Genomic DNA, 25369 nt, shown 5'->3' with positions numbered 1-25369 from the left:
GCCACGGGGGAGCTTGCCTGCATGACCGCTGGAAACCTGCTGTTGCTCTACGCCGGCCTGTCGATCCTGGCATTGATCGTGCTGATCGCCCGCTTCCGGCTCAACCCCTTCATCAGCGTCACCCTGGTCTCGGTGGGCCTGGCCCTGCTGGCCGGCATGCCGGCCCCGGAGATCCTGCCCGCCTACGAGCAGGGCGTGGGCAAGACGCTGGGCCACATCGCGCTGATCGTCGCGCTGGGCACCATGCTCGGCAAGATGATGGCCGAGTCCGGCGGCGCCGAACGCATCGCGCGCACGCTGATCGCCCGCTTCGGCCCGAAGAACGTGCACTGGGCGATGATGCTGATCGCCTTCTGCATCGGCCTGCCGATCTTCTTCGAGGTCGGTTTCGTGCTGCTGATCCCGATCGCGCTCAACGTCGCCCGCCGCACCGGCGTGCCGCTGCTGCTGGTCGGCCTGCCGATGGTGGCCGGGCTGTCGGTGGTGCACGGGCTGGTGCCGCCGCATCCGGCCGCGATGCTGGCCGTGCATGCCTACGGCGCCGACGTCGGCCGCACCGTGTTCTATGCACTGCTGGTCGGCCTGCCCACCGCGGCACTGGCCGGTCCGGTGTTCGCCAGGTTCGTTGCGCCACGGGTAACGCTGCCCGCGCACAATCCGATGGAAGCGGCACTGCTGGACGAAGGCCACAGCCGCATCCCCGATGACCAGTTGCCCGGCTTCGGCATCACCCTGGCCACGCTGCTGCTGCCGGTGCTACTGATGCTGCTCGGCGGCTGGGCCGACCAGATCGCCACGCCCGGCTCGCCACTCAACCACGGCCTGCGCTTCATCGGCCACTCGGTGGTGGCGCTGCTGCTGGCCACCTTGATGAGCTTCATCACCCTGGGCCTGCTGCGCGGCTTCAACCGCGACCAGATCCTGAAGTTCTCGCAGGAGTGCCTGGCCCCGACCGCGGCGATCACGCTGCTGGTCGGCGCCGGCGGCGGCCTCAACGGCATCCTGGTCCACACCGGCGTGGCCAGCGAGATCATCGGCCTGTCACAGCGCTTTGACCTGTCCCCGCTGCTGATGGGCTGGACCATGGCCGCGCTGATGCGCATCGCCACCGGCTCGGCCACGGTCGCCATGACCACGGCATCCGGCATCGTCGCCCCGATCGCCGCGGCGATGGGCTACGCCCACCCGGAACTGCTGGTGCTGGCCACCGGCGCCGGTTCGGTGGTGCTGTCACACGTCAACGACGGCGGCTTCTGGCTGGTCAAGGAATACTTCAACATGAGCGTGGCCCAGACCTTCAAGACCTGGACCGTGCTTGAAACCCTCATCTCCGTCACCGCGCTGCTGCTGGTGATGGCTCTCTCCATGGTGCTTTGAACCATGTCCCAGAACACCTTCGACATCGTCTACGAACTGCGCCAGCGGCTGCATGAGTTCAGCCCGGTGGAAGCCCGCATCGCCAACGCCATCCTCGCCGACGTCGATGCCGCCGCGCAGTACGGCGTCAGCGAACTGGCTGAACGCGCCGAAGTCAGCGCCGCGGCCATCTCACGCTTCGCCAAGGCGCTGGGCTGCGAACACGTGCGCGAACTGCGCGCGCGACTGGCCTCGGCCAGCGCGGTCGGCAAGCGCTTCCTCGAACAGCAGAACGCACCGCCGGTGTCGGCGCTGTACGCGCAGATCTGCGACGACATCCAGGAAAGCCTGCGCCACAACATCGCCAACCTGAAGGAAGACGTGGTGCAGGCGCTGGCCGATGCACTGTGCAGCGCGCGCATGATCCACATCTTCGGTCTGGGCGGCTGTTCCACCGTGTTCGCGCAGGAGCTGCAGAGCCGGCTGGTGCGCTTCGGCCGGCCGGTGTCGGCGTGCAGCGATGCGCTGATGATGAAGATCATCGCCGCCACGCTCGGCCCGGACGACCTGGTGCTGGCCCTGTCGGTCAGCGGCATCACCCCGGAAATCGTCTCGGCGGTGGACATCGCGCGTACCTACGGCGCGCGCGTGGGCGCCATCACCCAGGCCGACACCGCGCTGGCCGAACGCAGCGACTGGCTGCTGCCGATCCAGATCGAGGAGACCGATTTCGTGTTCAAGCCCTCGGCATCGCGCTACGCGATGATGCTGGCCATCGACGTGCTTTCCACCACCACCGCGCTCAATGGCGCCAATGCCAACCACGAGCACCTGCGCCGCATCAAGCTGGCGCTGGACCGCCACCGTGGCGGCGACTCGCGCCTGCCGTTGGGTGATTGATCCATGCATGACGTACTGATCCGCAACGCGCTGGTCCTGGATGGCAGCGACACCGCCGGCGTCCACGCCGACCTGGCCATCCATGATGGCCGCATCGCCGCCATCGGCCAGCTCGATGCCCCGGCCCGCGAGGTGATCGACGCGCAGGGGCTGGCGCTAGCGCCCGGCTTCATCGACGTGCACACCCACGACGACCTGGAGGTGATCCGCAACCCGGACATGCGCAGCAAGCTGTCCCAGGGCGTGACCACCGTGGTGGTCGGCAACTGCGGCATCAGCGCCAGCCCGGTGCGCATCCACGGCGAGGTGCCGGACCCGATGAACCTGCTCGGCGAGGCCGACGATTTCCGTTACGCCGATTTCGCCAGCTACCGCGATGCCGTGCAGCACGCCCGGCCGGCGGTCAACGTGGCCGCACTGGTCGGCCACACCGCGCTGCGCCAGAACCACATGGACCGGCTGGACCGTGCCGCCAGCGCCACCGAGATCAGCGCCATGCGCGCACAGCTGCGCGAAAGCCTGGCGCAGGGCGCACTGGGCCTGAGCAGTGGCCTGGCTTATGCCTCCGCCTTCGATGCCCCCTCCACCGAAGTGGCCGAGCTGGCCGCCGAGCTGCCGGCCGGCGGCCTGTATGCGACCCATCTGCGCGATGAATTCGCCGGCATCCTGGCCGCGATGGAGGAAGCCTTCGACGCGGCGCGGGCCCCGCAGGCTGGCGTGCGCGTGTCGCACCTCAAGTGCGCCGGCATCGACAACTGGGGCCGCAGCCACCAGGTGCTCGATTCCCTGCAGTCCGCCTCGGCCACGCAGGATGTCGCCTGCGACTGCTATCCCTATGCGGCCAGCGCCTCGACGCTGGACCTTAAGCAGGTCACCGACGCCTACGACATCCTGATCACCTGGTCCGAGGCCGAGCCCGGCCAGGGCGGACGCCTGCTCGCCGAGATCGCCGCCGACTGGAACCTGTCGCTGATGGACGCCGCGATCCGCCTGCAGCCGGCCGGCGCGGTCTACCACTGCATGGACGAGGCCGACGTACGCCGCATCCTGGCCCACCCGCTGACCATGATCGGCTCCGACGGCCTGCCGCGCGATCCCCGACCGCACCCGCGCCTGTGGGGCACGTTCCCGCGCGTGCTCGGCCACTACGCACGCGACGAACAGCTGTTCCCGCTGCATACCGCCGTGCACAAGATGACCGGCCTGCCCGCCTCGCGCTTCGCGATGGGCGCGCGTGGCCAGCTGCGTGCCGGCTGGTGGGCCGACCTGGTGCTGTTCGACCCGGCCCGCATCCGCGACACCGCCAGCTTCCACGACCCGATCCGCGCGGCCGAAGGCATCGCCGCGGTCTGGGTCAACGGCCAGCTGGCCTACGACGGCCGGCAGGTCGTCGCCCGGCCGGGCCGCTTCATCCGCCCCGAGCCGGCGCCGGCCCCCTGATTGCAATCCAACCGAGGAACCCCCCATGAGTGACATCACACGCTATGGCGCCGAAGGCGGCGTCGGCCAGGGCAAGCAGCACATGCCGTTCTCGCGCGCGGTCCAGGCCGATGGCTGGCTGTACGTGTCCGGGCAGGTGCCGATGCGCAACGGCGAACTGGTCGGCGGCACCGTCACCGAACAGGCCCACGTGGCCATCGGCAACGTGCTGGAGATCCTGGCCGAGGCCGGCTATGGCCCCGAGCACGTGGTCCGCTGCGGCGTCTGGCTGGACGATGCCCGCGACTTCTACGCCTTCAACGGCGTGTTCAAGCACTACTTCGGCGAGCACCCGCCCGCCCGCGCCTGCGTGGAGAACCGCATGGTGGTGGACTGCAAGGTGGAAGTGGACTGCGTGGCCTACAAGCGCCCGCAACGCTGAATCCGCTGCCCGTACCGGTATACACGCCGGCACGGGAGGGACCAGTGCCATCGGGCCCGGGTTGATCTTGGCCGCCAGTCACGACAAAGTCGCGGATTGTCTGGTTGAGGGGCCTGCCCATGATCCATCTTGATGCCGTACAGACGGTGGCCTTCGCGGGCCTGACGCTGTTCGCGGGATATGCGCTGTGCCGCGTCATCCCCTTCTTCCGCCGCTATAACCTGCCTGAACCGGTGGTTGGCGGCCTGCTGGTCGCGTTGGCGGTGTGGTGGGCCCATGGACAACAGACCACGCTGTTCGAGCTGGACACCACGCTCAAGACACCGCTGATGGTGGCCTTCTTCACCACCCTGGGCATCAATGCCAGCGTGCGCCTGCTGCGCGTCAGCGGCAAGCAGGTGATGTTGTTCCTGCTGATCGGCAGCGTGTTCGCGGTGCTGCAGAACCTGATCGGCATCAGCGTGGCCAAACTGTTCGGCCTGAACCCGATGTTCGGCGTGCTGGCCGGCTCGGCCACGCTGACCGGCGGCCCGGCTACCGGCCTGGCGTTCGCGCCCCTGTTCGAGAAGGCAGGCCTGGCCGGTGCCGAGAGCCTGGCGGTCACCGCCGCGATGGCCGGCATCATCTGCGGCGGCCTGGTGGGTGGCCCGGTGATCACCGTGCTGATGCAACGCTTCAAGGTGCAGCACCCGAACAAGAAGGTCACCGAAGCCGAGCAGCTGGCCGAGGAATCGGTGGTGGTGCGCTACCCCAGTGAATCGGCCCGCGAGTTCGACGCACTCAAGAGCATCGTCGTGCTGCTGATGGCGATGTGGCTGGGCGTCTGGGTCGGCAAGGGCTTCGAAGGCATCGGCCTGACCCTGCCCACCTACATCGGCGCGATGCTGGTCGGCGCGGTGATCCGCAACGTGGACGACTACACCGGCTGGGTCAAGCTGTCGGTGCCGACCACCGACCTGATCGGCAACATCTGCCTTGCGCTGTTCCTGGCCATCGCCCTGATGGACCTGAAACTGTGGGAACTGGCCGGCATGGGCCTGCCACTGCTGGTCAACCTGGTCATCCAGGTGGCCGTGGTCGCGTTGTTCGCGGTGCCGATCTACTGGCTGATGGGCCGCGACTACGACGCGGCGGTGATGGGCGGCGGCTTCATCGGCTTCATGCTCGGCACCACCGCCAACGCGATGGCGGTGATGCGCCGCCTGGCCCAGCGCTATGGCCCGGCACCGCGTGCATTCCTGGTGGCACCGCTGGTGGGCGCGTTCTTCATCGACTTCATCAACGCGCTGATCATCACCGGCTTCCTGAACTTCTGGCCGCACTGAGCGGCCGGTTCCGTGCGCCACACCCGTGCCCATGGGCGCGGGTTGGCGCGACAATGGCCAACTCCGTCCACCGCGTGCGTTTCCCCCGATGACCGCATCCGCTGCCCCCCTTGCCACCGGCCATGACCTGATCATCATCGGTGCCGGCGTGGTTGGCCTGGCCAGTGCCTACGCCGCTGCACGGCGCGGCGCATCGGTGCTGCTGGTGGACCGCAACGCCGGTCCTGCGCTGGGCACGTCCTTCGCCAACGGCGCGCAGCTGAGCTACGTCTACACCGACGCGATGGCCGGCCCGGCCACGTGGGGGCAGCTGCCGCAGATGGCCTTCGGCCGCAACGGCGCATTCCGCACGCACTGGTCGGCGGACCTGGACTTCGTGCGCTGGGGCCTGTCGTTCCTGCGCCAGGCCAATGCCGGTGCACTGCGCCGCAATACGCTGGCCACGCTGGAACTGGCGCTGGAATCGCGCCAGGCCATGCAGGCCTTGCTGCAACGCCATCCCATCGCCTTCGAACACGTCGTCTCCGGCAAGCTGCACCTGTATCCCAGCAGCGACGGCGTGCAGGGCGCGGCCGGCATGATCGCGCTGAAGCAGCCCTACGGCGTGCACCAGCGGCTGGTCGATGCCGAGGAGGCACGCCGCATCGAACCGGCCCTGCACGGCGCGCCGTGGCTGGCCGGCGCGGTGTACTCGCCCGAGGAGGAAGCCGGCGACCCCTACCTGTTCAGTACCGGATTGCTGGACATCCTCACCGGACAGTATCCGGTGCAGGCCGCGTTCGACTTCGACACCCGCGCCCTGCAGCGCCGCGACGGCCAATGGCAGCTGCAGGCCGCCGACGGGCGCCGGGCGCAGGCACCGCGCGTGCTGGTCTGCGCCGGCATCGACAGCGCGCGCCTGCTGCGGCCGGCCGGCATGCGCGTGCCGGTGATGGCGATCAAGGGGTACTCGTTCACCGCGCCCTGCGGGGCCAACGCGCCGCAGGTCAGCATCACCGACACCAAGCGCAAGCTGGTGTTCTGCCGGCTGGGCGAGCGCATCCGCGTGGCCGGCCTGGCCGACCTCAACGACTGGGACCCGACGCCTGATCCGACCCGCATGGCGCAACTGGTCGCCATGGCCGAGGCCTCGTTGCCGGAAGCGGCGGACTACACACGCATCGAAAGCCGCTGGGCGGGCCTGCGCCCGGTCACGCCGTGGACCTCGCCGATCATCCGCAACCTCGGCGACGGGCTGGGCTGCAACATCGGCCACGGCATGCTCGGCTGGACCCTCGCGATGGGCAGCGGCGAACGCGCGGTCAGCCAACTGCTCGGCGCGCCCTGAGCCGCGTCAGCGTTCGCCGATCTGGTCCATGCGGATGCGGTTGGCGAACAGCGAGAACGCCAGCGCGCCGGCCAGGCCATTGGCGCGGGTGATCCAGTGCGGCAGCCAGCGCGGCGGTGCCAGCACCCCGGCCTCGAACAGCGGCGCCAGTGCCTGCGCGTCGCCCAGCGTCATCTTGCCGGCGAACAGCCAGCGGCAGACCTGCAGCTTTTCCTCGCGCAGCATCTGCCGGAAGAAGGTATGCACCGCCACCAGGCCACGCAGGTACACCGTGTCCTTGGTGAAGGCCGCGCCCCCGCCGGTAGGCACGCCACGGAACACGCGCTGGGCCGAGGAGAAACTCTCCTCGGCGGTCTGCCCGGCCTGGCGGAAATACTCGAACACCTGGATGAAGTCGGCCCCGTCGCGCGCCATCGCGATCGCCTCGATGCGCAGGCTGATGCGCTTGAGCCGCTGGATGTCGATGCTGCCGGTGATCTGCTCGGCGAACGTGGCCAGGCCTTCCTGGGTGGTGGTGATGCGCGGCGAGGACAACGCCAGGCTCGGCAGCACCGCCTGCTCGCGGCCGTTGAGCGCGGTCAGCGAATGCACCAGCGCTTCATGGTGGAACAGCTGCGCACGGTCATAGGCGCTGAAGCAGGCACTGGTGCGCACGCGGATGCGGGTGGCGCCGGCGGCGGCCTTGGCGATCAGCGCCGGGTCCAGTTCGACGCTGATCACCCGCCCGCCGAAGAAGTCGTCCAGGTCCCCCTGCAGCTGCAACTGCAGCGCGATGGACGACACCGGCACCTGCTCCTCGGGGGCAAGCAGTTCGTGGTCCAGCTCCTGCGCGATCTGGATGAAGTGCTGTGCGGCCTCGCGCGTGGTCGGGCCGTTGCCGGGCATCGGCTGCTCGGGCACGCCGAACAGTTCGGTGGAGTAGCGGTCCACCTCCGGCGTTCCCAGCGCTTCGAGCAGGCGCGCGGCCAGGTCCCAGCTGCGCGCGGAGTCCTGCACGTAGGCACCGAGCGGGTGGCTCCCATCACACTGGCCCAGGATCGCGTCCAGCTCGCGCCGTGCATCACTGAAATCCAGCCGGGGGTAGGCCACCTGCGGCAGCTCGGGCCGGCCACGCGCCACGCTCTGCAGGAACGGCGCCTGCGTCGATGCCGGCCAGCTGGTCAGGCCGAGCAGGCGGATGCCGCGCACCGCCTCCACCATGCGCGCGTCCAGTGCCGCGTGGTGGGTGATGGCCGGGTCGTGGTTGCGGATGGTCTTGCCCATGGTTGCCTCGAACATTGCCCCGTCACCGGCCGCGACGCTCAGCGCCGCTTGCCCTTGCCGACCGGGCGCCACTGCGCGCCACGGCCGGTGTTCCTGCGCTCGCTGGCCTGCTCGGCCTGGCGCTGCGCCAGCTTGGCCGCGGCGATGGCCACTTCCTCGCGCAGCTTGAAGTAGTTCAGCACCCGGCTCTCTTCGATCTCGCCGTTCTCGATCGCCTCGCGCACCGCGCAGCCAGGTTCCTGCTGGTGCGCGCAATCGCGGAAACGGCACTGCGTGGTCAGCGCCTCGATGTCGGCGAAGCCGCCCTCGGAAAGCATTTCCTCGCCGGTGGGCTTCAACTCGCGCATGCCCGGGGTGTCGATCAGGCAGGCGCCGGTCGGCAGCGGCATCAGCGCACGGTGCGTGGTGGTGTGGCGGCCGCGCGAATCGTTCTCGCGCACGCTGTTGGTCTTCATCCGGTCTTCGCCCAGCAACGTGTTGGTGAGCGTGGATTTGCCGGCGCCGGACGAGCCCACCAGCACCACGGTGTTGCCCGGCTGCAGCCAGGGCTCCAGCGCGGCCACGCTGGCCGGGTCCTTGCCGTTGATCGCCAGCAGCGGGATCTGCTGGGCGGCCAGGTCTTCCAGCACGGCCAGCGCGTCTTCGCTGTACTCGGTCTGGTCGGCCTTGGTCAGCACCACCACCGGTGCCGCGCCACCACCGCCCACCAGCAACAGGTAGCGCTCGATGCGGCGCGGGTTGAAGTCCGCATCCAGCCCGCAGACGATGAACACCGTGTCGATGTTGGCCGCGATCACCTGCTGGTGGTAATGCTCGCCGGCCGCGCCGCGCTTGATCGAGGTGCGCCGCGGCAGCAGCGCGACGATGCGGATGCCGTCCAGCAGCACCCAGTCGCCCACCGCCGCGCGCTCGTGGCTGGGGAAGCGCGGCCGCTGCCATTCCGGCGGCGATTCGGTCTTCAGGCTGTGCTCCGGCGCGTCGGCCACCACGTAGCCGGAACGATGCTGTTCGATCACCCGCCCCGGCCGGGCCTGGGGGTGCGCGGCGAAAGCGGCCTGCCAGGCCGGGTCCTCGGGAGCGCCGGGCCAGGGCCAGCCGATGCTGCGGAGCGGGGTGAAATCGAAGGCTTCTGTCATCGGGCAATTCTACAAGGCCAGAGCGACCGCTCCCGGACCCGCCCCTTCCGTTGCGCTGGAAGATAGGGGGAACGGCGACGGCCACGGCCAGAGCGCCCCCTCCCCGGCCCTCCCCTTCCGCTGCGCTGCAAGGGAGGGGGAAGCCCTTCGGAACGGTTGCGGCACGGGGCGTTGGTTCGCGTTGGAACCTTCGCCCCGCAACGCAACAATTCCGCTACCATGCAGGCTCCATGCCCTTGATGGCCCTGCAGAAATGTCAAGCCCCGCCAAACCGCTCGCCACCCGTGAACGCCTGTCCGAAGTCCGCTACGAGATCCGTGGTGAGCTGGCCCGGCGAGCCCGCGAGCTGGAGGCCCAGGGCCGCAAGCTGATCAAGCTGAACATCGGCAACCCCGGCAATTTCGGGTTCCGTGCACCGGAACACCTGCAGCACGCCATCGCCGACGACATGGGCCGCACCGACCCGTACACCCACCAGCAGGGCCTGCCGGTGGCACGCGAGGCGATCGCTGCCGCCTATGCCCGCCGTGGCGCCCCCGATGCGGTGGCCGACCGGGTGTTCCTGGGCAACGGTGTGTCCGAGTTGATCGACCTGTCGCTGCGTGCCCTGCTCAACCCGGGCGACGAAGTGCTGGTGCCTTCCCCCGATTACCCGCTGTGGTCGGCGGCCACCATCCTCAATGACGGCCGCCCGGTCTACTACCGCTGCAAGCCGGAGAACGGCTTCCTGCCCGACCCGGTGGAGATCGAGACGCTGGTGTCCTCGCGCACCCGCGCCATCGTGCTGATCAACCCGAACAACCCGGCCGGCGCCAGCTACCCGCGCGAGCTGCTGGAGAAGATCGTCGCCATCGCCCGCAAGCACAACCTGCTGCTGATGGTGGACGAGATCTACGACCAGATCCTCTACGACGGCGCGCAGTTCCAGCCGGTCGCACCGCTGGCCGGTGACCACCCGTGCCTGACCTTCAGCGGCCTGAGCAAGGTGCACCGCGCCTGCGGTTGGCGCGTGGGCTGGATGCTGCTGTCCGGCGCCGCCGAGCGCCTGGGGGAGTTCCGTGCCGCGCTGGACCTGCTCAGCGCGCTGCGCCTGTGCGCCAACGTGCCCGGCCAGTACGCCATCGAGGCCGCGGTCAACGGCCCGGACACCATCACTGAGCTGTGCTCGCCCGGCGGTCGCCTGTACGAGACCCGCCGTGCGGTGATCGACGCCTGCGCCGCCAGCGAGCACCTGTCACTGGTCGCGCCGTCCGGCGCGCTGTATGCGTTCCCGGCGGTGGTCGGCCCGGCCGCGCAGGGCTTCGACGACCACGACTTCGCCCTGCAGCTCATGGAGGAGGAAGGCGTGCTGGTGGTGCCCGGTTCCAGCTTCAACGTGCCCTACCGCAACCACTTCCGCGTGACCCTGCTGCCGGAGGCCGGCGTGATGCGCGAGGTATTCGGCCGCATCGACAAGCTGCTGGCCCGCCGTGCCGAAGCGGTGACCAAGGTGGTCCCGCTGAAGGGCCGCGCCGCCGTCGCCCGCGCAGGGTGAGCCGCGTGAGCGGAATCTCCGGGGCCAGCATCGAATCGGCCGCACCGCGCTATCTGGCGCTGGGCGATTCCTACACCATCGGCGAAGGCGTGCCGACCGAAGGCACCTGGCCGTTCCAGTTGGCCGCCGCGCTGCGCGCGGACGGCATCGCGCTGGCCGACCCGGAGGTGATCGCCACCACCGGCTGGACCACCGACGAGCTGGCCGCGGCCATCGACACCGCCGCGCCGCAGGGCCCGTATGCCCTGGTCAGCCTGCTGATCGGGGTCAACAACCAGTACCGCGGCCGCCCGCTAGCCGAGTACCGGCAGCAGTTCGAGCAACTGCTGCAGCGCGCGATCGCGCTGGCCGACGAGAATCCGGCGCGGGTGCTGGTGCTGTCCACGCCGGACTGGGGTTTCACCCCGTATGCGCAGCACAACGGCCGCGACGCGGCGCAGGTCGCCCGCGAGATCGATGACTTCAACGCCGCCGCGCATGCCTGCTGCGGCGATTACGGCGTGGCCTTCGTCGACATCACCCCGGCCAGCCGCGACGGCGGCGCGGAACCGGCGATGCTGGCGGACGACGGGCTGCACCCTTCCGCGCGGATGTACCGGCGCTGGATGGAACAGGCCCTGCCGGTGGCCAGCGCACTGCTCAAGGCGCCCCCCGCCGCGTGACCGGGCACGGTGCCAAGGCAGCCCTGTCGGCCGAGGATGCCCGCGCCATCGCCCGCGCCTTCGCCCCCGTCAGGCCCTGGGGCAACCGCTGGGACTACTACTACACGCTCTCCAAGTTGCGCAGCGACCCGTTGTATCCCGGCGTGCTGGACGCCCTGCGCGGCACCCGCGCGCCGGTGCTGGACATGGGCTGCGGGCTGGGCCTGCTGGCCCACGCATTGCGCCGTGACGGCCAGCACCTGCCCTATCGCGGCGTGGACAACGACGCGGCCAAGGTCGACCGCGGCCGTGACGTAGCCGCACGCAGCGGCCTGGGCGCCACCTGCTTCGAACGGATGGACCTGGCCACCACCTTGCCCGAGCACCGCGGCAGCGTGGCCATCCTCGACGTGCTGCAGTACCTGCCGGCCGCGGCCCAGGCCCACCTGCTGCAACGTGCCGCGGCCATGCTCGATGACGACAGCCGGCTGGTGATGCGCATGGCGCTGGCCGACCACACCCGGCGCGGGCGGATCTCGCGGCTGGGCGACCGTGCCGCCCACCTGATCGGCTGGATGCAGTTCCGTCCCCGCCACTACCCCGACGCCGACAGCCTGCAGGCACAACTGCAGCAGGCCGGGCTGTCGGTGCGCATCACCCCCTTGTACGGGCGTACCCCGTTCAACAACTGGCTGGTGGTGGCGCAACGCAGTTGAGGCACGACTCAGCCGTTTGCGCCGATAATCGCCCCATTCCATTCCTGCCGCCCGACCGGGCCGGCACACCAACGAGATCCACGTGAAGAGAACCTACCGCCTCGACATCGAAGGCAAGCATCCCGACCGCCTGCTGGAAGCCAGCAAGCACGACATCCGCAAGTACATCAAGCGCGAGCGCGGCAAGACCCTGCCCGCCGGTGCCGATGTCTGGGAGTTCGACAGCAAGGCCGGCGTCGACGAAGCCAGCGCCGAACCGGTGGAATTCGGCACCCTGATCCGCGCGGTGGACGCACTGGTGGCCGCCGGCAACACGCAGTTCTACGTCGAGGTGGTCAGCAGGCCCGGCAAGCGCACCCCGCGCCCGAAGCCCGAGCCGACCCCGGAAACCTCGCCGGAAAGCGATTTCGAGGATTGAAACCGGTCGTGCCGGGCCCTGCCCGGCAACGCCCCGGCGGAGCATGGCTCCGCCCTACGGGTTCGGGGCTGGATCCGGCCTGGCATTCGCCGCCGCGCGCAGGCGGTCCTTCTTGCTCGGCCGGCGGCCCTTGATGCCGCCGTTGTCGGCGGCCACCACGCTGGCCTGCACCGGTGCGTCCTTCGGCGCGAAGCCGTCCCGTTCCTCCAGCGCCACCTGCATGCCGTTGCGCTTGCCGATCAGGCGCCAATGCGCCAGCGCATCGGCATCGACGAAACTCACCGCCAGGCCCTTTTCGCCGGCACGGCCGGTTCGACCGATACGGTGCAGGTAATCGGCCGGCGAGCGCGGCAGCTCGTAATTCACCACCACCGGCAGACGCGCGATGTCGATGCCACGCGCCGCCACGTCGGTGGCCACCAGTACCCGCAGCTGGCCGTCCTTGAAATCCTGCAGCATGCGCACGCGCCGTCCTTGTGACTGGTCGCCATGCAGCGCCTGCGCACTGATGTCGGCGGCACGCAGCTGCGCGGCCAGGCGGTCGCTGTCACGACGGCTGCCGACGAACACCAGCACCTGTGTCCAACCCGGGTCGTCCAGCAGCGACAACAGCAGCTCACCGCGCCGGCCCGCATCGACGCGGATCGCCCGCTGCGCGATCTCCGGCTGTGCCTGGTCGCGGATTTCCACCCGCTGCGGATCGCGCAGGCCGGCCGCGGCCAGCGCCGCGATATCCGGCGGGAAGGTCGCCGAGAACAGCAACGTCTGCCGGCGCACCGGCAGCTCGGCCAGGATCTGCCGCAGCTCGTCGCCGAACCCGAGCTCGAGCAGGCGGTCGGCTTCGTCCAGCACCAGCAGCTGCACCTGCCCGAGCGAGAGCGCGTTGTGCGCCACCAGGTCGAGCAGGCGCCCGGGCGTGGCCACCACGATGTCGGCGCCGCCGCGCAATGCCATCAGCTGCGGATTGATCGACACCCCGCCCACCGCGCACACCAGGTGCGGCCGACGCGCCATCTGCCGGCCCAGCGTGTTGAACACATCGCTTACCTGCAACGCCAGTTCGCGCGTGGGGACCAGCACCAGTTGCAGCAGCGGGCGCGGCTTGCGCGCCTGGCCCATGGCGAAACGCTGCAGCGCCGGCAGCACGTAGGCCGCCGTCTTGCCCGAACCGGTCGGCGCCAACGCCACCAGGTCACGCCCTTTCACGATCAGCGGCACCGCCTGCTGCTGGATCGGCGTGGGTGCGGCATAGCCGGCCTGCTGCAGTGCCTGCTGCAACGCAGGCAACACATAGGGCGAGAGGCCGAGCTGGGAGAAAGGCATCGAACGGGATTCCGGGAAAAGACGGGATGCGAGTCTACGCGCTTGCCCGTGGCAGGCGTGCCTGCAGGCCTCGCGCCTGCAACTGCTCAAGCACGCCCTCGATGATGGCCAGGTTGTGCCCGTGCGCAGACCCTTCATGCAGCAACACGATCGCGCCGGGCCGCAGGTCGGCGGCAATCCGACGCACCACGTCCTGCGGCTGGCAGGCCACGCCGTCGAAACCGCGCGCGCTCCAGCCCACCCGCGTAAGCCCGTGGCGCTTGAGCGCGGCGGCGACGAACGGGTTGGTCATGCCCACCACCGAGCGGTACCAGCGCGGCGGGCTGCCAGCCAGTTCGCCCAGTGCCTGCTGGCATCCCTGGATCTGCGCCGCCATCGCCGCCGGGCCCAGTGCCCAGAACCGCGCCTGGGGGTGGGAATGGCTGTGGTTGCCGATGCCGTGGCCACGGCGCAGCACCTCGTGCACCAGCGCCGGCCGTGCCTGCGCACGCTCGCCGACCATGAAGAAGGTGGCCTTGGCCTGGTAGCGATCAAGCAGGTCGAGCACGGCCAGGGTGTCGTCCGAGGGGCCATCGTCGATGGTCAGCCACACGTCCGCGCCCGCCACGCGGCTGACCACCGGGGCGTAGAAACGGCTGTTGGGCAGGAACACCGGCACCACGAACAGCGCATGGCTGGCCAGCAGCAGCGGCAGTCCCCAGGCCCAGCCCAGCACCCACCAGGCCAGTGCCACCAGCCCCTGCGAAACCACCAGCCACGGCACCCAGCGCCAGGGGCGCACGGGAACGCGATACAGGGTTTCCTTGGCGGTCATGCCCGGGGGTGCCTCACAGCGTAGAATCGGACATTGTCACAGACCACTTCCACGAGTTCACGATGTCCCTGGATCCCGCCCTGCGTTCGCGCATTGAATCCATCCTCGGCGCCAACCGCGTCGTCCTGTTCATGAAGGGCCAGCCGACCATGCCGCAGTGCGGTTTCTCGGCCAAGGCCGTCGGCGCCCTGCAGGACCTGGGCGTGGAGTTCGCCCACGTCAACGTACTGGCCGACCAGGAAATCCGCGAAGGCATCAAGGCCTATGGCGACTGGCCGACCATCCCGCAGCTGTACGTGGGCGGCGAACTGGTCGGCGGCAGCGACATCATCCTGCAGATGGCCAACAGCGGCGAGCTGAGCAGCCTGCTGGGCGTGGCCGCACCGGACCGCACCCCGCCGACCATCACCGTCACCCCGGCGGCGGTGGAAATGCTCAAGGGCGCGCTGGCCGACGCCCCGGGCAGCGCCCTGCAGCTGAGCATCGACGCGCGCTTCCAGCCGAACTTCCAGCTGGCCCCGTTCGACGCCAACGCCATCGCCGCCGAGTCCAACGGCCTGCGCGTGCAGTTCGACGTTTCCAGCGCCCGCCGCGCCAACGGCATCACCATCGACTGGGTGGACGACATCCGTGGCCAGGGCCTGGCGATCAACAACCCGAACGCCCCCCGGCCGGTGCAGGAGCTGGACGTGCGCAGCGCCGATGACCAGCTGCGTGCCGGCGCCATCACCCTGGTGGACGTGCGCCCGGCCGACGAGCGCGCGATCGCCGCGATCAACGGCCCGTTCGAAACCTTCGACGGCGACAACCGCGCCCGGCTCGAAGCCCTGCCCAAGGACACCCCGCTGGCGTTCCTGTGCCACCGCGGTGGCCGCAGCGCGCAGGCTGCCGACCATTTCCATGGCCTGGGCTTCAGCAACGTGTTCAACGTCACCGGCGGCATCGATGCCTGGTCGGAGAACGTGGACAACAGCGTGCCGAAGTACTGATCACCGCGATCAGGCTGCACGACAGAAAACGCCGGCAATGCCGGCGTTTTTCATAGCCGGTGGCGCGCACCTGTCAGCCGGCGAAACCGCCCTCGGCCAGGAAATGCAGTTCTTCCGGCGTGGGAATGCGGCCCAGCACCGCATTGCGGTGCGGGAAACGCCCGAAGCGGCGAATGATGTCGCGATGCAGCTCGGCGTACTTCAGGTACTCCAGGTCGCCCAGCACTTCGAACATCGCCACCGAGCGCTCCTGGTCATGCGGGTCTTCCGAGTGCTCGAACGGCAGGTAGATGAAGGCCCGCAACTGCGGGGTCAGCTCGCGGTCCAGGCCTTCCTCGATGGTGCGCATGGCGTAATGCCGAGCCAACCCATCGGTGGCATAGGAGTGCGCGGTGCCACGGAAGCAGTTGCGCGGGAACTGATCGAGCAGGACCTGCAGGGCCAGCGCGCCCTCGGCGGTCTGCAGCCACTCCTCGCAGCCACGGCGTGCAGCCTGCCAATGCAGGTCGAGGAAACGCTGGCCGAACTCGGCGTCGAACGCATCGTCCCGCGTGAACCAGCGTTTCGGCCCGGCCGCACGCCAGAACTCCACCACAGACTTTGCCGTTTCCATTTCCTTCCCCAGAACCCTGCCCGTATTCAGGCAGCGGTGTTCCCTGCCATAACCCTGTCGCCTTGGCCGGAGGCCGCGCCGACGTGGTCGCTAGCTTAATGGCCCGCAGCAGGGCTGGGTATGACCAACTTGTGAAATAACCGAACCGGGATTGAGACGTACGCCGCATAACCGGGCAACTTGACGGCAAATTTTGAGATAGGGTTCTAACCTTTGAGAACATACGGACCCGGAGGGGGCCTGCATGCGCATCGGAATTGTGGTCGACTCTGCCTGCGACCTGCCCGTTGGATACCTGCAACGCAACAATCTCGTCCTGCTGCCCATCACGGTGCGCATCGGCGACACGATCCTGCCGGACAACCGCGACGAAGAGGCCACCCTGGCCTTCATCAAGGGCCCGCTCAGCGACCAGGGCGCAGAGGCCGAAACCACCCCCTACAGTTCCGAGCAGATCCGCGACCTGTTCCTGCACCGCCTGGTGACGGACTTCGACCAGGTCTTCTGCATGACCATCACCCGCACCCGCAGCCCGCTGCATGACAACGCGGTGCAGGCCAGCTACGCCATCCTCAGCGAGTACAAGCCGATCCGCCAGGCCGCCGGCTACAACTCGCCTTTCAGCCTGCGCGTGATCGATACCCAGAACCTGTTCGCCGCCCAGGCGGTCAGCGCGGTGGAGGCGGTGCGCCTGCGCGACAGTGGCGCCACCGTGCCGCAGATGCGCGAGCGGCTGGAACTGGTCGCGGCCAACGTGCACGGCTACATGATCACCCGCGACCTGTACTACATGCGCGCCCGCGCCCGCCACAAGGGGGACCGCAGCGTCGGGCTGTTCAGCGCGGCGCTGGGCAGCGCGCTGGACATCAAGCCGGTGCTGCATGGCTACCGCGGCAACACCGAGCCGGTGGCCAAGATCAAGGGCTTCGACAACGCGGTGCAGTCGCTGTTCGGCTTCGTCGGCAAGCGCGTGGCGGCCGGGTTGATGACGCCGGTGGTATGCGTGAGCTACGGCGGCCCGCTGGAAGAACTGCGCACCCTGCCCGGCTACCGCGAGCTGCGCGACACCTGCGACCAGCACGGCGTGACGCTGATGGAAGCGCTGATGAGCCTGACCGGCATGGTCAACGTCGGCAAGGGCGCGGTGACCATCGGCTTCGCCGACGGACCACATGTTTTCTCGGCCTGATCCGGCGCGAATCGTGTACGGAATCACGACGCCGTTCGTGCAAGACTGCGGCACCTGAAAGGAGACTCCCATGCCCGTGTATTCGATTTCGCTGCCTGATCCGAGCAAGGCCCGCGGCAGCGATCCGCGCCTGTCCTTCACCGCCAGCGGCGCCGACGCTTTCGCCGAGCAGTTGCAGGCGGCGCTGCGCACCCCGGAGCTGTTCGAGCGCTGGAAGGCCACCCAGGACGAGCCCGATGACGTGGATCCGTCCCTGGGCGCCACGGATCCGGCCGCCACGGTCACCGGCCAGCAGGCCGACCTGCGCATCAACCTGCAGGCCACCACCACGTTGGCGGGCGATCTGTTCAAGCATCGCCTGCGCCTGCTGGCCGGCAGCAACTGGGAACTGCGCGACGTGCGCTGAGCCTTGGGCACGCCTGTCCTGTTGTCCTGGAGCGGCGGCAAGGATGCCGCCTGGGCCCTGCACGAACTGCGCCAGCGCGACGAGGTGGAGGTCGTCGCGCTGCTGAGCACGCTGACCGAGGGGTATGACCGCGCGTCGATGCAGGGCGTGCGCCGCGAGGTGCTGCAGGCCCAGGCCGAGGCGGCCGGGCTGCCCCTGCTGGAGGCGTGGATCCCACAGGCCTGCGACAATACCCTATACCTGCAGCGCATGGCCGATGCCCTGCTGCAGGCGCAAGCACGTTGGCCCGACCTGCATACCCTGGCGTTCGGCGACCTGTTGCTGGAGGACATCCGGCGGTGGCGCGAACAGCAATACGCACCGCTGGGCTGGCAGACGCTGTTCCCGTTGTTCGGCCGCCACACCGCACAGCTGGCGCGGCAGATGATCGCCGGCGGCCTGCGCGCCCGGTTGTGCTGCGTGGACAGCCAGCGGCTCGACCCCGGGTTCGCCGGCCGGGCGTTTGATGTCGCCCTGCTCGATGCCCTGCCCGGCACGGTCGACGCCTGTGGCGAGAACGGCGAATTCCACACCTGCGTCAGCGATGGGCCGATGTTCCGGCACCCCCTCCCCCTGCACCAAGGACAGACCGTGCTGCGCGATGCGCGCTACGTCTATACCGACTTCCACCGCTAGCGCCGCCCTGGCCGGTGCCGTCTGCGACCGCACGGCGCCACGGGGGCTTCCATCAACAGGCGACCGGCCCGCCCAGCGCCCCGCGCACCATCACCCGGTTGCGGCCCGCATGCTTGGCCGCATACAACGCGGCGTCGGCATCGGCCAGCAACTGCCCGCTGTCCGGCATGACCGGGGGATGCAGGAATGCCACGCCGATGCTGATGCTGACCGGCCCCTCCGGCAGGCGCAGGGCCTGTACCGCCACCCGCAGCCGTTCGGCCAACGCCAGCACGCCGACCAGGTCGCACCCTGGCACGATCACCGCGAACTCCTCGCCGCCATAGCGCGCCACGCGGTCGGCCGCGCGTTGCACGGTCGCCTGCAACTGCGCCGCCACCGCCTGCAGGCAGCGATCTCCCGCCGGATGGCCATGCGCATCGTTGAATGCCTTGAAGTGATCGATGTCCACCAGCAGCAGCGCCAGTTCGGTGCCGCTGCGCCGGGCGCGGTTCCATTCATTGCGCAGCGTCGCATCGAACTCGCGGCGGTTGGCCACGCCGGTGAGACCGTCCTGCCGCGCCAGCTGGTCCAAGGCCGCCTGCCGCTCCAACAGGTGGATCTGCAGCAGCATGCTGCGCAGGCCGAACCCCAGCGTGGCGACCACGAAGCCGGCCAGGGCCAGCGGCCGTGCATGGTCCACCACCAGCGTGCCGACCACCAGCAGCAACAGCGGCAGGATCATCGGGCCACCGGCCTGCACCAGCCGTGACAGGCGCGAGTGCCGTGCCGGCGCCGGTACCAGTGCAGGCGCCGGCGCAAGCGCAAGCACCCCCAGCAGCAGGAATGGCAGGTCGATCAGCAGGTCGTTGTAGGCGCCGAAGGCGTCGTCCGACGTGAAGTGGTTGATGTAGCCGGCCACCAGCAGATAGGCCACCGCGTACAAGGCCAGCGCCCGGAAGAAGCTGCGCCGCTCGGGCACGTCGCCGGCCAGCCACCGCACCACCGCGAAGCCGGCGATGCACAGGTTCTGGATGTCGAACATGTAACGCATGTTGGCCATCGCGTGTTCGTCGACATCGATGCGACCGGCGAAGAACCCGGCATGCACGAAGAACAGCACGCCCAGCAGTGCCGCCATCGCTGCGTCGATCAGGCTGATGCTCAGGCGCTCACGCCGCGCGCGGGCCAGGATGAACACCAGTGGCACGCCATACAGCACATACAGCAGCAGGCTGGCGCGCGGGGTGACGTCAGCACGGCCCGCGCCCAGCGCATCGACCATGTTCAGGGCCATGCCACCGGCCCACAACAGCAACGCCAGTGCGGTGGCGCGCCAACCCGGTGCCGCGCGGTCACGCCGTGCCCGCCACAGGCAGGCGCCGGCAGCCAGCAGCGGTGCGAGCGTCAGGAACACGAACGAACCCGCGCCGGTCTCCCCCGGCCACAGGGTCATGACCAGGGCATGACAGGCCACATACAGCAGAACCAGCACCACCGGCATGCATCCCCCGTCGACCAGGCCGCATGCACGGACGATAGCGCGGCCGTCGCCACGACCGCGTGATCCACACCCCCGAATGGCGTGCCGGCGAACGGCCGGCACCCATGTACCGCCGGGGACCTCGGGTCCCCGCCTCTCAGCCCTTCAGCGCGCGGGCGTGATGGGCGAAGTGCTCGCCGATGAAGCTGGCGATGAAGTAGTAGCTGTGGTCGTAACCGGGTTGCAGGCGCAGGGTCAGCGGATGGCCCACGGCGGCACATGCCGCCTGCAGCAGCTGCGGACGCAACTGGGTCTGGAGGAATTCATCCGCGCCCCCCTGGTCCACCAGCAACGGCAGGCGCTCGGCTGCATCGGCCACCAGTGCGGCGGCGTCGTACTGCTGCCACGCCATCGCGTCTTCGCCGAGGTAGGCGGTGAATGCCTTCTGCCCCCACGGCACCTGCGACGGTGCCACGATAGGCGAAAACGCCGACACGCTGCGGTAGCGCCCCGGGTTCTTCAGCGCGACGGTCAACGCGCCGTGCCCGCCCATCGAATGGCCACTGATCGCACGCGCGCCATTGGCCGGCAGGTTGGCTTCCACCCAGGCCGGCAGCTCGTCGACGATGTAGTCGTACATGCGGTAGTGCCGCGACCACGGCTCGCGCGTGGCATTGACGTAGAAGCCGGCGCCCTTGCCGAGGTCATAGCCCTCGGCATCGGCCACCGCCTCGCCGCGCGGGCTGGTATCCGGGGCGACGATGATCACCCCGTGTTCGGCGGCATAGCGTTGCGCGCCGGCCTTGGTGATGAAGTTCTGCTCGGTGCAGGTCAGCCCGCTCAGCCAATACAGCACCGGGCACGGGCCGTGCTCGGCCTGCGGCGGCAGGTACACGCCGACCGTCATCTCGCAGCCGAGCACGTCCGATGCGTGCCGGTAGACATCCTGCCAGCCACCGAAGCAGGCGCGGTGTTCGATGCGTTCGGCCGCCATCTCAGTTATCTCCCGATGCCGACGGCAACCGGATCTCGCAGGTCTTCAACGCCTCCAGGCTGCCCTTCACCTCGATGCGTGATTCGCTGGCCAGGCTGCCGATGCGCAGTACATAGAACGACTCCGGGATGTCCTCGTACTCGTCGGGTGCCGCGATCAACACACCTGCGGCGACGAAGCCCGCATTCTTCCAGGTGTTACCCAACGACGACAGGATCGACTGATCGATCTTCACCAGGTCCTGCGCCTGCAGTCGCTCGATCGCCTCACGCGCTTCCTGGTTGTCACCCGTGTCAGCCAGCGCGGCGGCCAATGCCTCTTTGTTCAACATCGTGCTCATCTCAGTAATGAATGACCGAACGGATCGACTTGCCTTCGTGCATCAGGTCGAACGCTTCGTTGATCTTGTCCAGTTCCATCGTGTGGGTGACGAACGGCGCCAGTTCGATGTCGCCCTTCATCGCGTCCTCGACCATGCCCGGCAACTGGCTGCGGCCCTTCACGCCACCGAACGCGGTGCCCAGCCACTTGCGGCCGGTGACCAGCTGGAACGGACGGGTGGAGATTTCCTGGCCTGCGCCAGCCACGCCGATGATCACGCTCTGGCCCCAGCCACGGTGCGCGCATTCCAGCGCCGCCCGCATCACCTGGGTGTTGCCGATGCACTCGAAGCTGTGGTCCACGCCCCAGCCAGTCATTTCCACGATCACCTGCTGGATCGGCTTGTCATGGTCCTTCGGGTTGACGCAGTCGGTGGCACCGAACTGCCTGGCCAGCTCGAACTTGGACGGGTTGGTGTCGATGGCGATGATGCGGCCGGCCTTGGCCTGGCGCGCGCCCTGGATCACCGCCAGGCCGATGCCGCCGAGGCCGAACACGGCCACGCTGTCACCCTCGGCCACCTTGGCGGTGTTGTGCACCGCGCCGATACCGGTGGTGACGCCGCAGCCCAGCAGGCAGACGTGCTCCGGATTGGCTTCCGGGTTGACCTTGGCCAGCGACACCTCGGCCACCACGGTGTACTCGGAGAAGGTCGAGCAGCCCATGTAGTGGTAGATCGGCTCGCCGTTATAGGAGAAGCGGCTGGTGCCGTCCGGCATCACGCCCTTGCCCTGCGTCGCGCGCACGGCGGTGCACAGGTTGGTCTTGCCGCTCTTGCAGAACAGGCACTGGCCGCACTCGGCGGTGTACAGCGGGATGACGTGGTCACCCGGCTTCACCGAGGTCACCCCCTCGCCCACCTCGACCACGATGCCGGCGCCTTCATGGCCCAGCACGCACGGGAACAGGCCTTCCGGATCATCGCCGGACAGGGTGAAGGCATCGGTGTGGCAGACACCGGTATGGGTGATCTTGACCAGCACTTCGCCCGCCTTGGGCGGGGCGACGTCGATCTCGACGATCTGCAGCGGCTGGCCCGGGCCAAAGGCGACGGCGGCACGTGATTTCATGGGGTTCTCCTGCGCAATGATGGAGCGCGGCACGACGCACCGCGCACTGATTTGAAGGGGTTACTTGAGATAGGAGCGGATCAGGCTGGACATCTCGGCCACGCGCGTGGCGCGCTGCGCATCGGACTGCGCGGGCTGGCCGAATTCCTCACGCAGGTGCGCCTCCATCACCTCGGACATCAGCCCGTTGACGGCACCGCGGATGGCGGCGATCTGCTGCAGCACCGGGTTGCAGTCCGCCCCGGCCTCCAGCGCGCGCTCCAATGCATCGCACTGGCCACGGATGCGTTTGACCCGGGCCAGCACCTTCTTCTTTTCCTCGGGCGAGTGCGGCACCGGCCGGCCCCTATCCTGTACTGGGGGATAGTATATTGAGGTGACCCCGGGAATGCCAATGACCTCTTGGCTGGCTGCAGTCATCGGCAAGCGCCCCCAGCAAGGCTGACGCTACCGGGACGCCCCCCCCTGCCCGATCAGGCCGGTTTCCCGGCCTTGTGATACGCGACAAGCGCATTGGCATGGCCGTGGCCAAGCTTGTGCTCGGCCTTGAGGAAGGCCACCTGTTCCATGTGCTTCCGGTCCTGGACGGTATCCAGCAGCGCGAGCCAATGCGCCACCGGCTTTCCGTAGGTCTTCTCGATGGACGGGAAGTAGGACGCCGGGCCCTTGACCTTGGTATCTGTCGTCATGAACGCTCCTCGCTGTTGTGGTGAGGCCGGCGATCCACCCCGTTGGCGGACCTGACCGTGCTTCTTCTTCCTCGACGAATGAGAGGGCCCGGAATCGACACCCGATTCCATGGATGTATGCGCCCCGAGGTCGGTCTCATTCGCGGAGCTCTTCTCCTCGCCCGTAGGGCCCGTGCACCTGCTGCCTGATCCAGTGCGCAGGCCCGCCCTCCTCCAAACGTCGGCCCCCTTCGGATGATGCCCGAGCAGGAATCCTTCATGGCCAACACCCATCAGTCGCATCATGTACAGAAACAGCCTTGACGGATTCAGCTTCCCATCCGTGGATTGCCGGCCTGCATCCATCGTGACGTGCTAGCATGAAATCGCTGGCATGGCCCGCTACGCGCGCTTTGCGCAACTGTCTGGATTGTTGCCCACTTCGCTCCCTTTCATGCGTTACCTGCCCAGATGCATGGGCGGTCGCTCGGCGGAGTGCGCGATGCCCGGCTATACGACACGCAATGTGAAGGTCACCGTCGGTGGCCAGTCTTACCTGCTGCGCATCCTCAGCGACAAGCAGCAATTCAGCGATCCGGACGGCCATGGCGAACGCCTTGGCATTTCCTCGGCGCAATGGAGCCTGTTCGGCCAACTGTGGCCATCCGGACACGTGCTTGCCCAGGCCATGTCCCGCTTCGACATCCAGGGCAAACGCATACTCGAGCTGGGTTGTGGCATTGGCCTGGCCAGCATCGTGCTGATGCAGCGAGGTGCCGATGTGATTGCTTCGGACATGCATCCGTTGGCCGAACCGTTCCTCGCCTACAACGCCGCACTGAACGCACTACCTGCCGTGCACTATCGCCAACTACGCTGGGACAGGGAACTGCCCGCGCTTGGCACGTTTGACCTGATCATCGCCAGCGACGTGCTCTACGAGCGCGCGCAGACCGACTTGATGGCCGATGTCATCCTGCGTCATGCCAAACCCAGCGCCGAGGTGGTCATCACCGACCCCGGCCGGGGCAACAGCGCACGCTTCAGCCGGATGCTGGAACAGCAGGGCTTCGCCTTCCTGTCGACAAGATGCCCGATGGATGATGCCGATACCGAGCCTTTCCGCGGACAGCTGCTTCATTACTCGCGCGGCATGACCGCGGTGGCGACATGAACCGGGTCGAGCGCGAGAAGCGCGCCAAGATCACCTGCGCCACATGCGATGCGCTGTGCTGCCAGCTCACCGTGGTTCTGGATGAGAAGGATGACGTGCCCGCCCACCTGACCACGCATCTTCCCGGCGGCCTGCATGTCATGGCCAAGGATCAGGAGGGGTGGTGCGTTGCCCTGGACGGGCTGCACATGCAGTGCCGCATCTACGCCAGCAGGCCAACCGCCTGCCGATCCTTCGTGATGGGCGGCCCCTACTGTCGCGCCGAGCGCGACGAACATGCCCGGCAGGGCGCTCGCACGATCGCATTGCAACTTATATGAGGAGCACTCCATGGCGACACCTCCCCGCAAGTCGGCCCGCTACCCCGCAGTGAAGACCACTCCGTTCTTCAGCCCGAACGTGCAGAAGCACGACCTGAGTCGTGAGCGCATCGCCGAAGACATGGCCGCATTCCGAAGCGCCGGTGGAAAGATCGAGGTGCTCGGCAATACGCCCTTCCGGATGAAGACCTCGCCGGACAAATCCGCGGCCAACCCGCAGGCGCCGCCCACCGCAGCCGGTGACAGCGCCACGCCCGCCAGGTCGCACAAACGCAAGTAATCAGCTGGGCCGGGCGCGTGTGCCCGTCCACGCCGCTGCCGGAATCGCATCCGTTCCTGGCGCAGGCCGCGTGCACCGTGGGCTGGCATGCGTGCCGGGCCGCGGATCCGGGCTGCCATGTCACCGGTAGAACATGACTTCCATCACATTCCTGCCGACAAATGCGCGGGATATACATGGTTGGCACGTCATACCGCGCTGACCTGGTGCATCAGCCCTCTCCGTCCGGAACAACACCGCATGAAGCACGCCGCTATCGTCAACTGCATCGTTGCAATCGCCCTTTCCAGCGCGTCGGTGGCCTGTGCTACTTACGACGACTCAGCAATGAACCAAGCCTGCAATGACTCGGTTTTCGTGAAGGACCTCCCGCCCCAGGTCGCCGCCCGGGAAAGCAAGTGCCGCTCCGCGCAGGTCTGGTCGTCCAATCGTGCCGAAGATGACAAACCGATCGACTTCGGGGGCAAGAAGGACTAACCGCCCACCGCACGCAGGCACCACCGGGCGCCCATCCCCTGATGTGGCGCACCGGCC

The 25369-nt window shown here is 68.4% G+C and carries 29 protein-coding genes; 18 read left to right on the top strand and 11 right to left on the bottom strand.

Annotated features, from left to right (window positions below; translation table 11 throughout):
- Window positions 1-21: 21 nt before the first annotated feature.
- The 6 genes from ACIPR8_RS02145 to ACIPR8_RS02120 all read left to right on the top strand — a co-directional run bounded on the left by ACIPR8_RS02145 (window position 22) and on the right by ACIPR8_RS02120 (window position 6769).
- Entirely contained in the window at window positions 22-1377 is a 1356-nt protein-coding gene (locus ACIPR8_RS02145) for a GntT/GntP/DsdX family permease (protein WP_132865567.1), read from the top strand.
- Between the two features lie 3 nt (window positions 1378-1380).
- A complete protein-coding gene (locus ACIPR8_RS02140; protein ID WP_132865568.1) occupies window positions 1381-2256 on the top strand; it encodes a MurR/RpiR family transcriptional regulator in 876 nt (291 codons plus the stop codon).
- A 3-nt stretch (window positions 2257-2259) separates the two neighbouring features.
- A complete protein-coding gene (locus tag ACIPR8_RS02135; RefSeq protein ID WP_446540020.1) occupies window positions 2260-3696 on the top strand; it encodes an N-acyl-D-amino-acid deacylase family protein in 1437 nt (478 codons plus the stop codon).
- Window positions 3697-3721: 25 nt separating this feature from the next.
- Window positions 3722-4117 (top strand): RidA family protein, encoded by a 396-nt coding sequence (locus ACIPR8_RS02130; RefSeq protein WP_192287605.1) that lies wholly within the window; start codon window positions 3722-3724, stop codon window positions 4115-4117.
- A gap of 119 nt (window positions 4118-4236) precedes the next feature.
- A complete protein-coding gene (gltS, locus tag ACIPR8_RS02125) occupies window positions 4237-5442 on the top strand; it encodes a sodium/glutamate symporter (RefSeq protein WP_192287606.1) in 1206 nt (401 codons plus the stop codon).
- Between the two features lie 88 nt (window positions 5443-5530).
- On the top strand, window positions 5531-6769 hold the full coding sequence (locus ACIPR8_RS02120) for an FAD-dependent oxidoreductase (RefSeq protein WP_446540019.1): 1239 nt from the start codon (window positions 5531-5533) through the stop codon (window positions 6767-6769).
- A gap of 6 nt (window positions 6770-6775) precedes the next feature.
- Here ACIPR8_RS02120 and ACIPR8_RS02115 read toward each other — a convergent pair whose 3' ends face one another.
- Window positions 6776-8047, bottom strand: coding sequence for a flavohemoglobin expression-modulating QEGLA motif protein (locus ACIPR8_RS02115; RefSeq protein ID WP_446540018.1), 1272 nt, complete (start codon window positions 8045-8047; stop codon window positions 6776-6778).
- A gap of 23 nt (window positions 8048-8070) precedes the next feature.
- Window positions 8071-9168: a ribosome small subunit-dependent GTPase A gene (gene rsgA, locus ACIPR8_RS02110; RefSeq protein WP_132865573.1), complete on the bottom strand. Its 1098-nt coding sequence runs from the start codon at window positions 9166-9168 to the stop codon at window positions 8071-8073.
- Between the two features lie 253 nt (window positions 9169-9421).
- Between rsgA and ACIPR8_RS02105 the strand changes: the two genes are divergently transcribed.
- From ACIPR8_RS02105 to ACIPR8_RS02090, 4 genes are all read left to right on the top strand, one after another.
- Window positions 9422-10702: a pyridoxal phosphate-dependent aminotransferase gene (locus ACIPR8_RS02105; RefSeq protein WP_446540017.1), complete on the top strand. Its 1281-nt coding sequence runs from the start codon at window positions 9422-9424 to the stop codon at window positions 10700-10702.
- Window positions 10703-10707: 5 nt separating this feature from the next.
- The gene (locus ACIPR8_RS02100) at window positions 10708-11364 is read left to right on the top strand and encodes an SGNH/GDSL hydrolase family protein (protein ID WP_446540016.1); all 657 of its coding nucleotides are present in this window, start codon (window positions 10708-10710) and stop codon (window positions 11362-11364) included.
- A gap of 23 nt (window positions 11365-11387) precedes the next feature.
- A complete protein-coding gene (locus ACIPR8_RS02095; RefSeq protein ID WP_446540616.1) occupies window positions 11388-12059 on the top strand; it encodes a class I SAM-dependent methyltransferase in 672 nt (223 codons plus the stop codon).
- Window positions 12060-12141: 82 nt separating this feature from the next.
- On the top strand, window positions 12142-12477 hold the full coding sequence (locus ACIPR8_RS02090) for a DUF6172 family protein (protein WP_132865576.1): 336 nt from the start codon (window positions 12142-12144) through the stop codon (window positions 12475-12477).
- A gap of 54 nt (window positions 12478-12531) precedes the next feature.
- Here the strand turns inward: ACIPR8_RS02090 and ACIPR8_RS02085 are convergent, their stop codons facing one another.
- Window positions 12532-13800, bottom strand: coding sequence for a DEAD/DEAH box helicase (locus tag ACIPR8_RS02085; protein WP_446540015.1), 1269 nt, complete (start codon window positions 13798-13800; stop codon window positions 12532-12534).
- Between the two features lie 34 nt (window positions 13801-13834).
- Window positions 13835-14614 carry a polysaccharide deacetylase family protein gene (locus ACIPR8_RS02080; RefSeq protein WP_446540014.1) on the bottom strand — a complete coding sequence of 260 codons (780 nt, stop codon included), beginning with the start codon at window positions 14612-14614 and terminating at the stop codon, window positions 13835-13837.
- 62 nt (window positions 14615-14676) lie between these two features.
- Between ACIPR8_RS02080 and grxD the strand changes: the two genes are divergently transcribed.
- Window positions 14677-15603, top strand: a complete 927-nt coding sequence (gene grxD, locus ACIPR8_RS02075) for a Grx4 family monothiol glutaredoxin (RefSeq protein WP_192287614.1) — start codon at window positions 14677-14679, stop codon at window positions 15601-15603.
- Window positions 15604-15676: 73 nt separating this feature from the next.
- Here grxD and ACIPR8_RS02070 read toward each other — a convergent pair whose 3' ends face one another.
- A complete protein-coding gene (locus tag ACIPR8_RS02070) occupies window positions 15677-16216 on the bottom strand; it encodes a DUF924 family protein (RefSeq protein WP_132865580.1) in 540 nt (179 codons plus the stop codon).
- 244 nt (window positions 16217-16460) lie between these two features.
- Between ACIPR8_RS02070 and ACIPR8_RS02065 the strand changes: the two genes are divergently transcribed.
- The 3 genes from ACIPR8_RS02065 to ACIPR8_RS02055 all read left to right on the top strand — a co-directional run bounded on the left by ACIPR8_RS02065 (window position 16461) and on the right by ACIPR8_RS02055 (window position 18486).
- Window positions 16461-17405 (top strand): DegV family protein, encoded by a 945-nt coding sequence (locus ACIPR8_RS02065; RefSeq protein ID WP_132865582.1) that lies wholly within the window; start codon window positions 16461-16463, stop codon window positions 17403-17405.
- A gap of 70 nt (window positions 17406-17475) precedes the next feature.
- Window positions 17476-17811, top strand: coding sequence for a hypothetical protein (locus ACIPR8_RS02060; protein ID WP_132865584.1), 336 nt, complete (start codon window positions 17476-17478; stop codon window positions 17809-17811).
- A gap of 3 nt (window positions 17812-17814) precedes the next feature.
- On the top strand, window positions 17815-18486 hold the full coding sequence (locus tag ACIPR8_RS02055) for a Dph6-related ATP pyrophosphatase (RefSeq protein WP_446540013.1): 672 nt from the start codon (window positions 17815-17817) through the stop codon (window positions 18484-18486).
- A 52-nt stretch (window positions 18487-18538) separates the two neighbouring features.
- Here ACIPR8_RS02055 and ACIPR8_RS02050 read toward each other — a convergent pair whose 3' ends face one another.
- From ACIPR8_RS02050 to ACIPR8_RS02025, 6 genes are all read right to left on the bottom strand, one after another.
- Complete coding sequence (locus tag ACIPR8_RS02050; RefSeq protein ID WP_446540012.1) at window positions 18539-19969, bottom strand: GGDEF domain-containing protein; 1431 nt, start codon at window positions 19967-19969, stop codon at window positions 18539-18541.
- 136 nt (window positions 19970-20105) lie between these two features.
- Window positions 20106-20942: an S-formylglutathione hydrolase gene (fghA, locus tag ACIPR8_RS02045; protein ID WP_446540011.1), complete on the bottom strand. Its 837-nt coding sequence runs from the start codon at window positions 20940-20942 to the stop codon at window positions 20106-20108.
- Window position 20943: 1 nt separating this feature from the next.
- Complete coding sequence (locus ACIPR8_RS02040) at window positions 20944-21273, bottom strand: DUF3658 domain-containing protein (protein ID WP_192287619.1); 330 nt, start codon at window positions 21271-21273, stop codon at window positions 20944-20946.
- A gap of 10 nt (window positions 21274-21283) precedes the next feature.
- Window positions 21284-22393, bottom strand: coding sequence for an S-(hydroxymethyl)glutathione dehydrogenase/class III alcohol dehydrogenase (locus tag ACIPR8_RS02035; RefSeq protein ID WP_192287620.1), 1110 nt, complete (start codon window positions 22391-22393; stop codon window positions 21284-21286).
- 60 nt (window positions 22394-22453) lie between these two features.
- Entirely contained in the window at window positions 22454-22729 is a 276-nt protein-coding gene (locus ACIPR8_RS02030) for a metal/formaldehyde-sensitive transcriptional repressor (RefSeq protein WP_192287621.1), read from the bottom strand.
- Window positions 22730-22866: 137 nt separating this feature from the next.
- Entirely contained in the window at window positions 22867-23082 is a 216-nt protein-coding gene (locus ACIPR8_RS02025; protein WP_313252174.1) for a DUF4287 domain-containing protein, read from the bottom strand.
- 481 nt (window positions 23083-23563) lie between these two features.
- Here ACIPR8_RS02025 and ACIPR8_RS02020 point away from each other — a divergent pair, with 481 nt between their 5' ends.
- The 4 genes from ACIPR8_RS02020 (at window position 23564) to ACIPR8_RS02005 (ending at window position 25312) form a co-directional block, all read left to right on the top strand.
- Window positions 23564-24235 carry a class I SAM-dependent methyltransferase gene (locus ACIPR8_RS02020; protein ID WP_313252597.1) on the top strand — a complete coding sequence of 224 codons (672 nt, stop codon included), beginning with the start codon at window positions 23564-23566 and terminating at the stop codon, window positions 24233-24235.
- Window positions 24232-24555: a YkgJ family cysteine cluster protein gene (locus ACIPR8_RS02015; RefSeq protein WP_132865593.1), complete on the top strand. Its 324-nt coding sequence runs from the start codon at window positions 24232-24234 to the stop codon at window positions 24553-24555. The genes ACIPR8_RS02020 and ACIPR8_RS02015 overlap by 4 nt, the downstream gene beginning before the upstream one ends.
- 10 nt (window positions 24556-24565) lie before the next feature.
- Entirely contained in the window at window positions 24566-24835 is a 270-nt protein-coding gene (locus ACIPR8_RS02010) for a hypothetical protein (RefSeq protein WP_192287953.1), read from the top strand.
- A gap of 117 nt (window positions 24836-24952) precedes the next feature.
- A complete protein-coding gene (locus ACIPR8_RS02005) occupies window positions 24953-25312 on the top strand; it encodes a hypothetical protein (RefSeq protein WP_446540010.1) in 360 nt (119 codons plus the stop codon).
- Window positions 25313-25369 lie beyond the last annotated feature (57 nt).

It is taken from the genome of Stenotrophomonas sp. LARHCG68 (assembly GCF_052871705.1).
The sequence above is the reverse complement of the archived record's forward strand: the minus strand, read 5'-3'. Positions and strand labels throughout refer to the sequence as shown.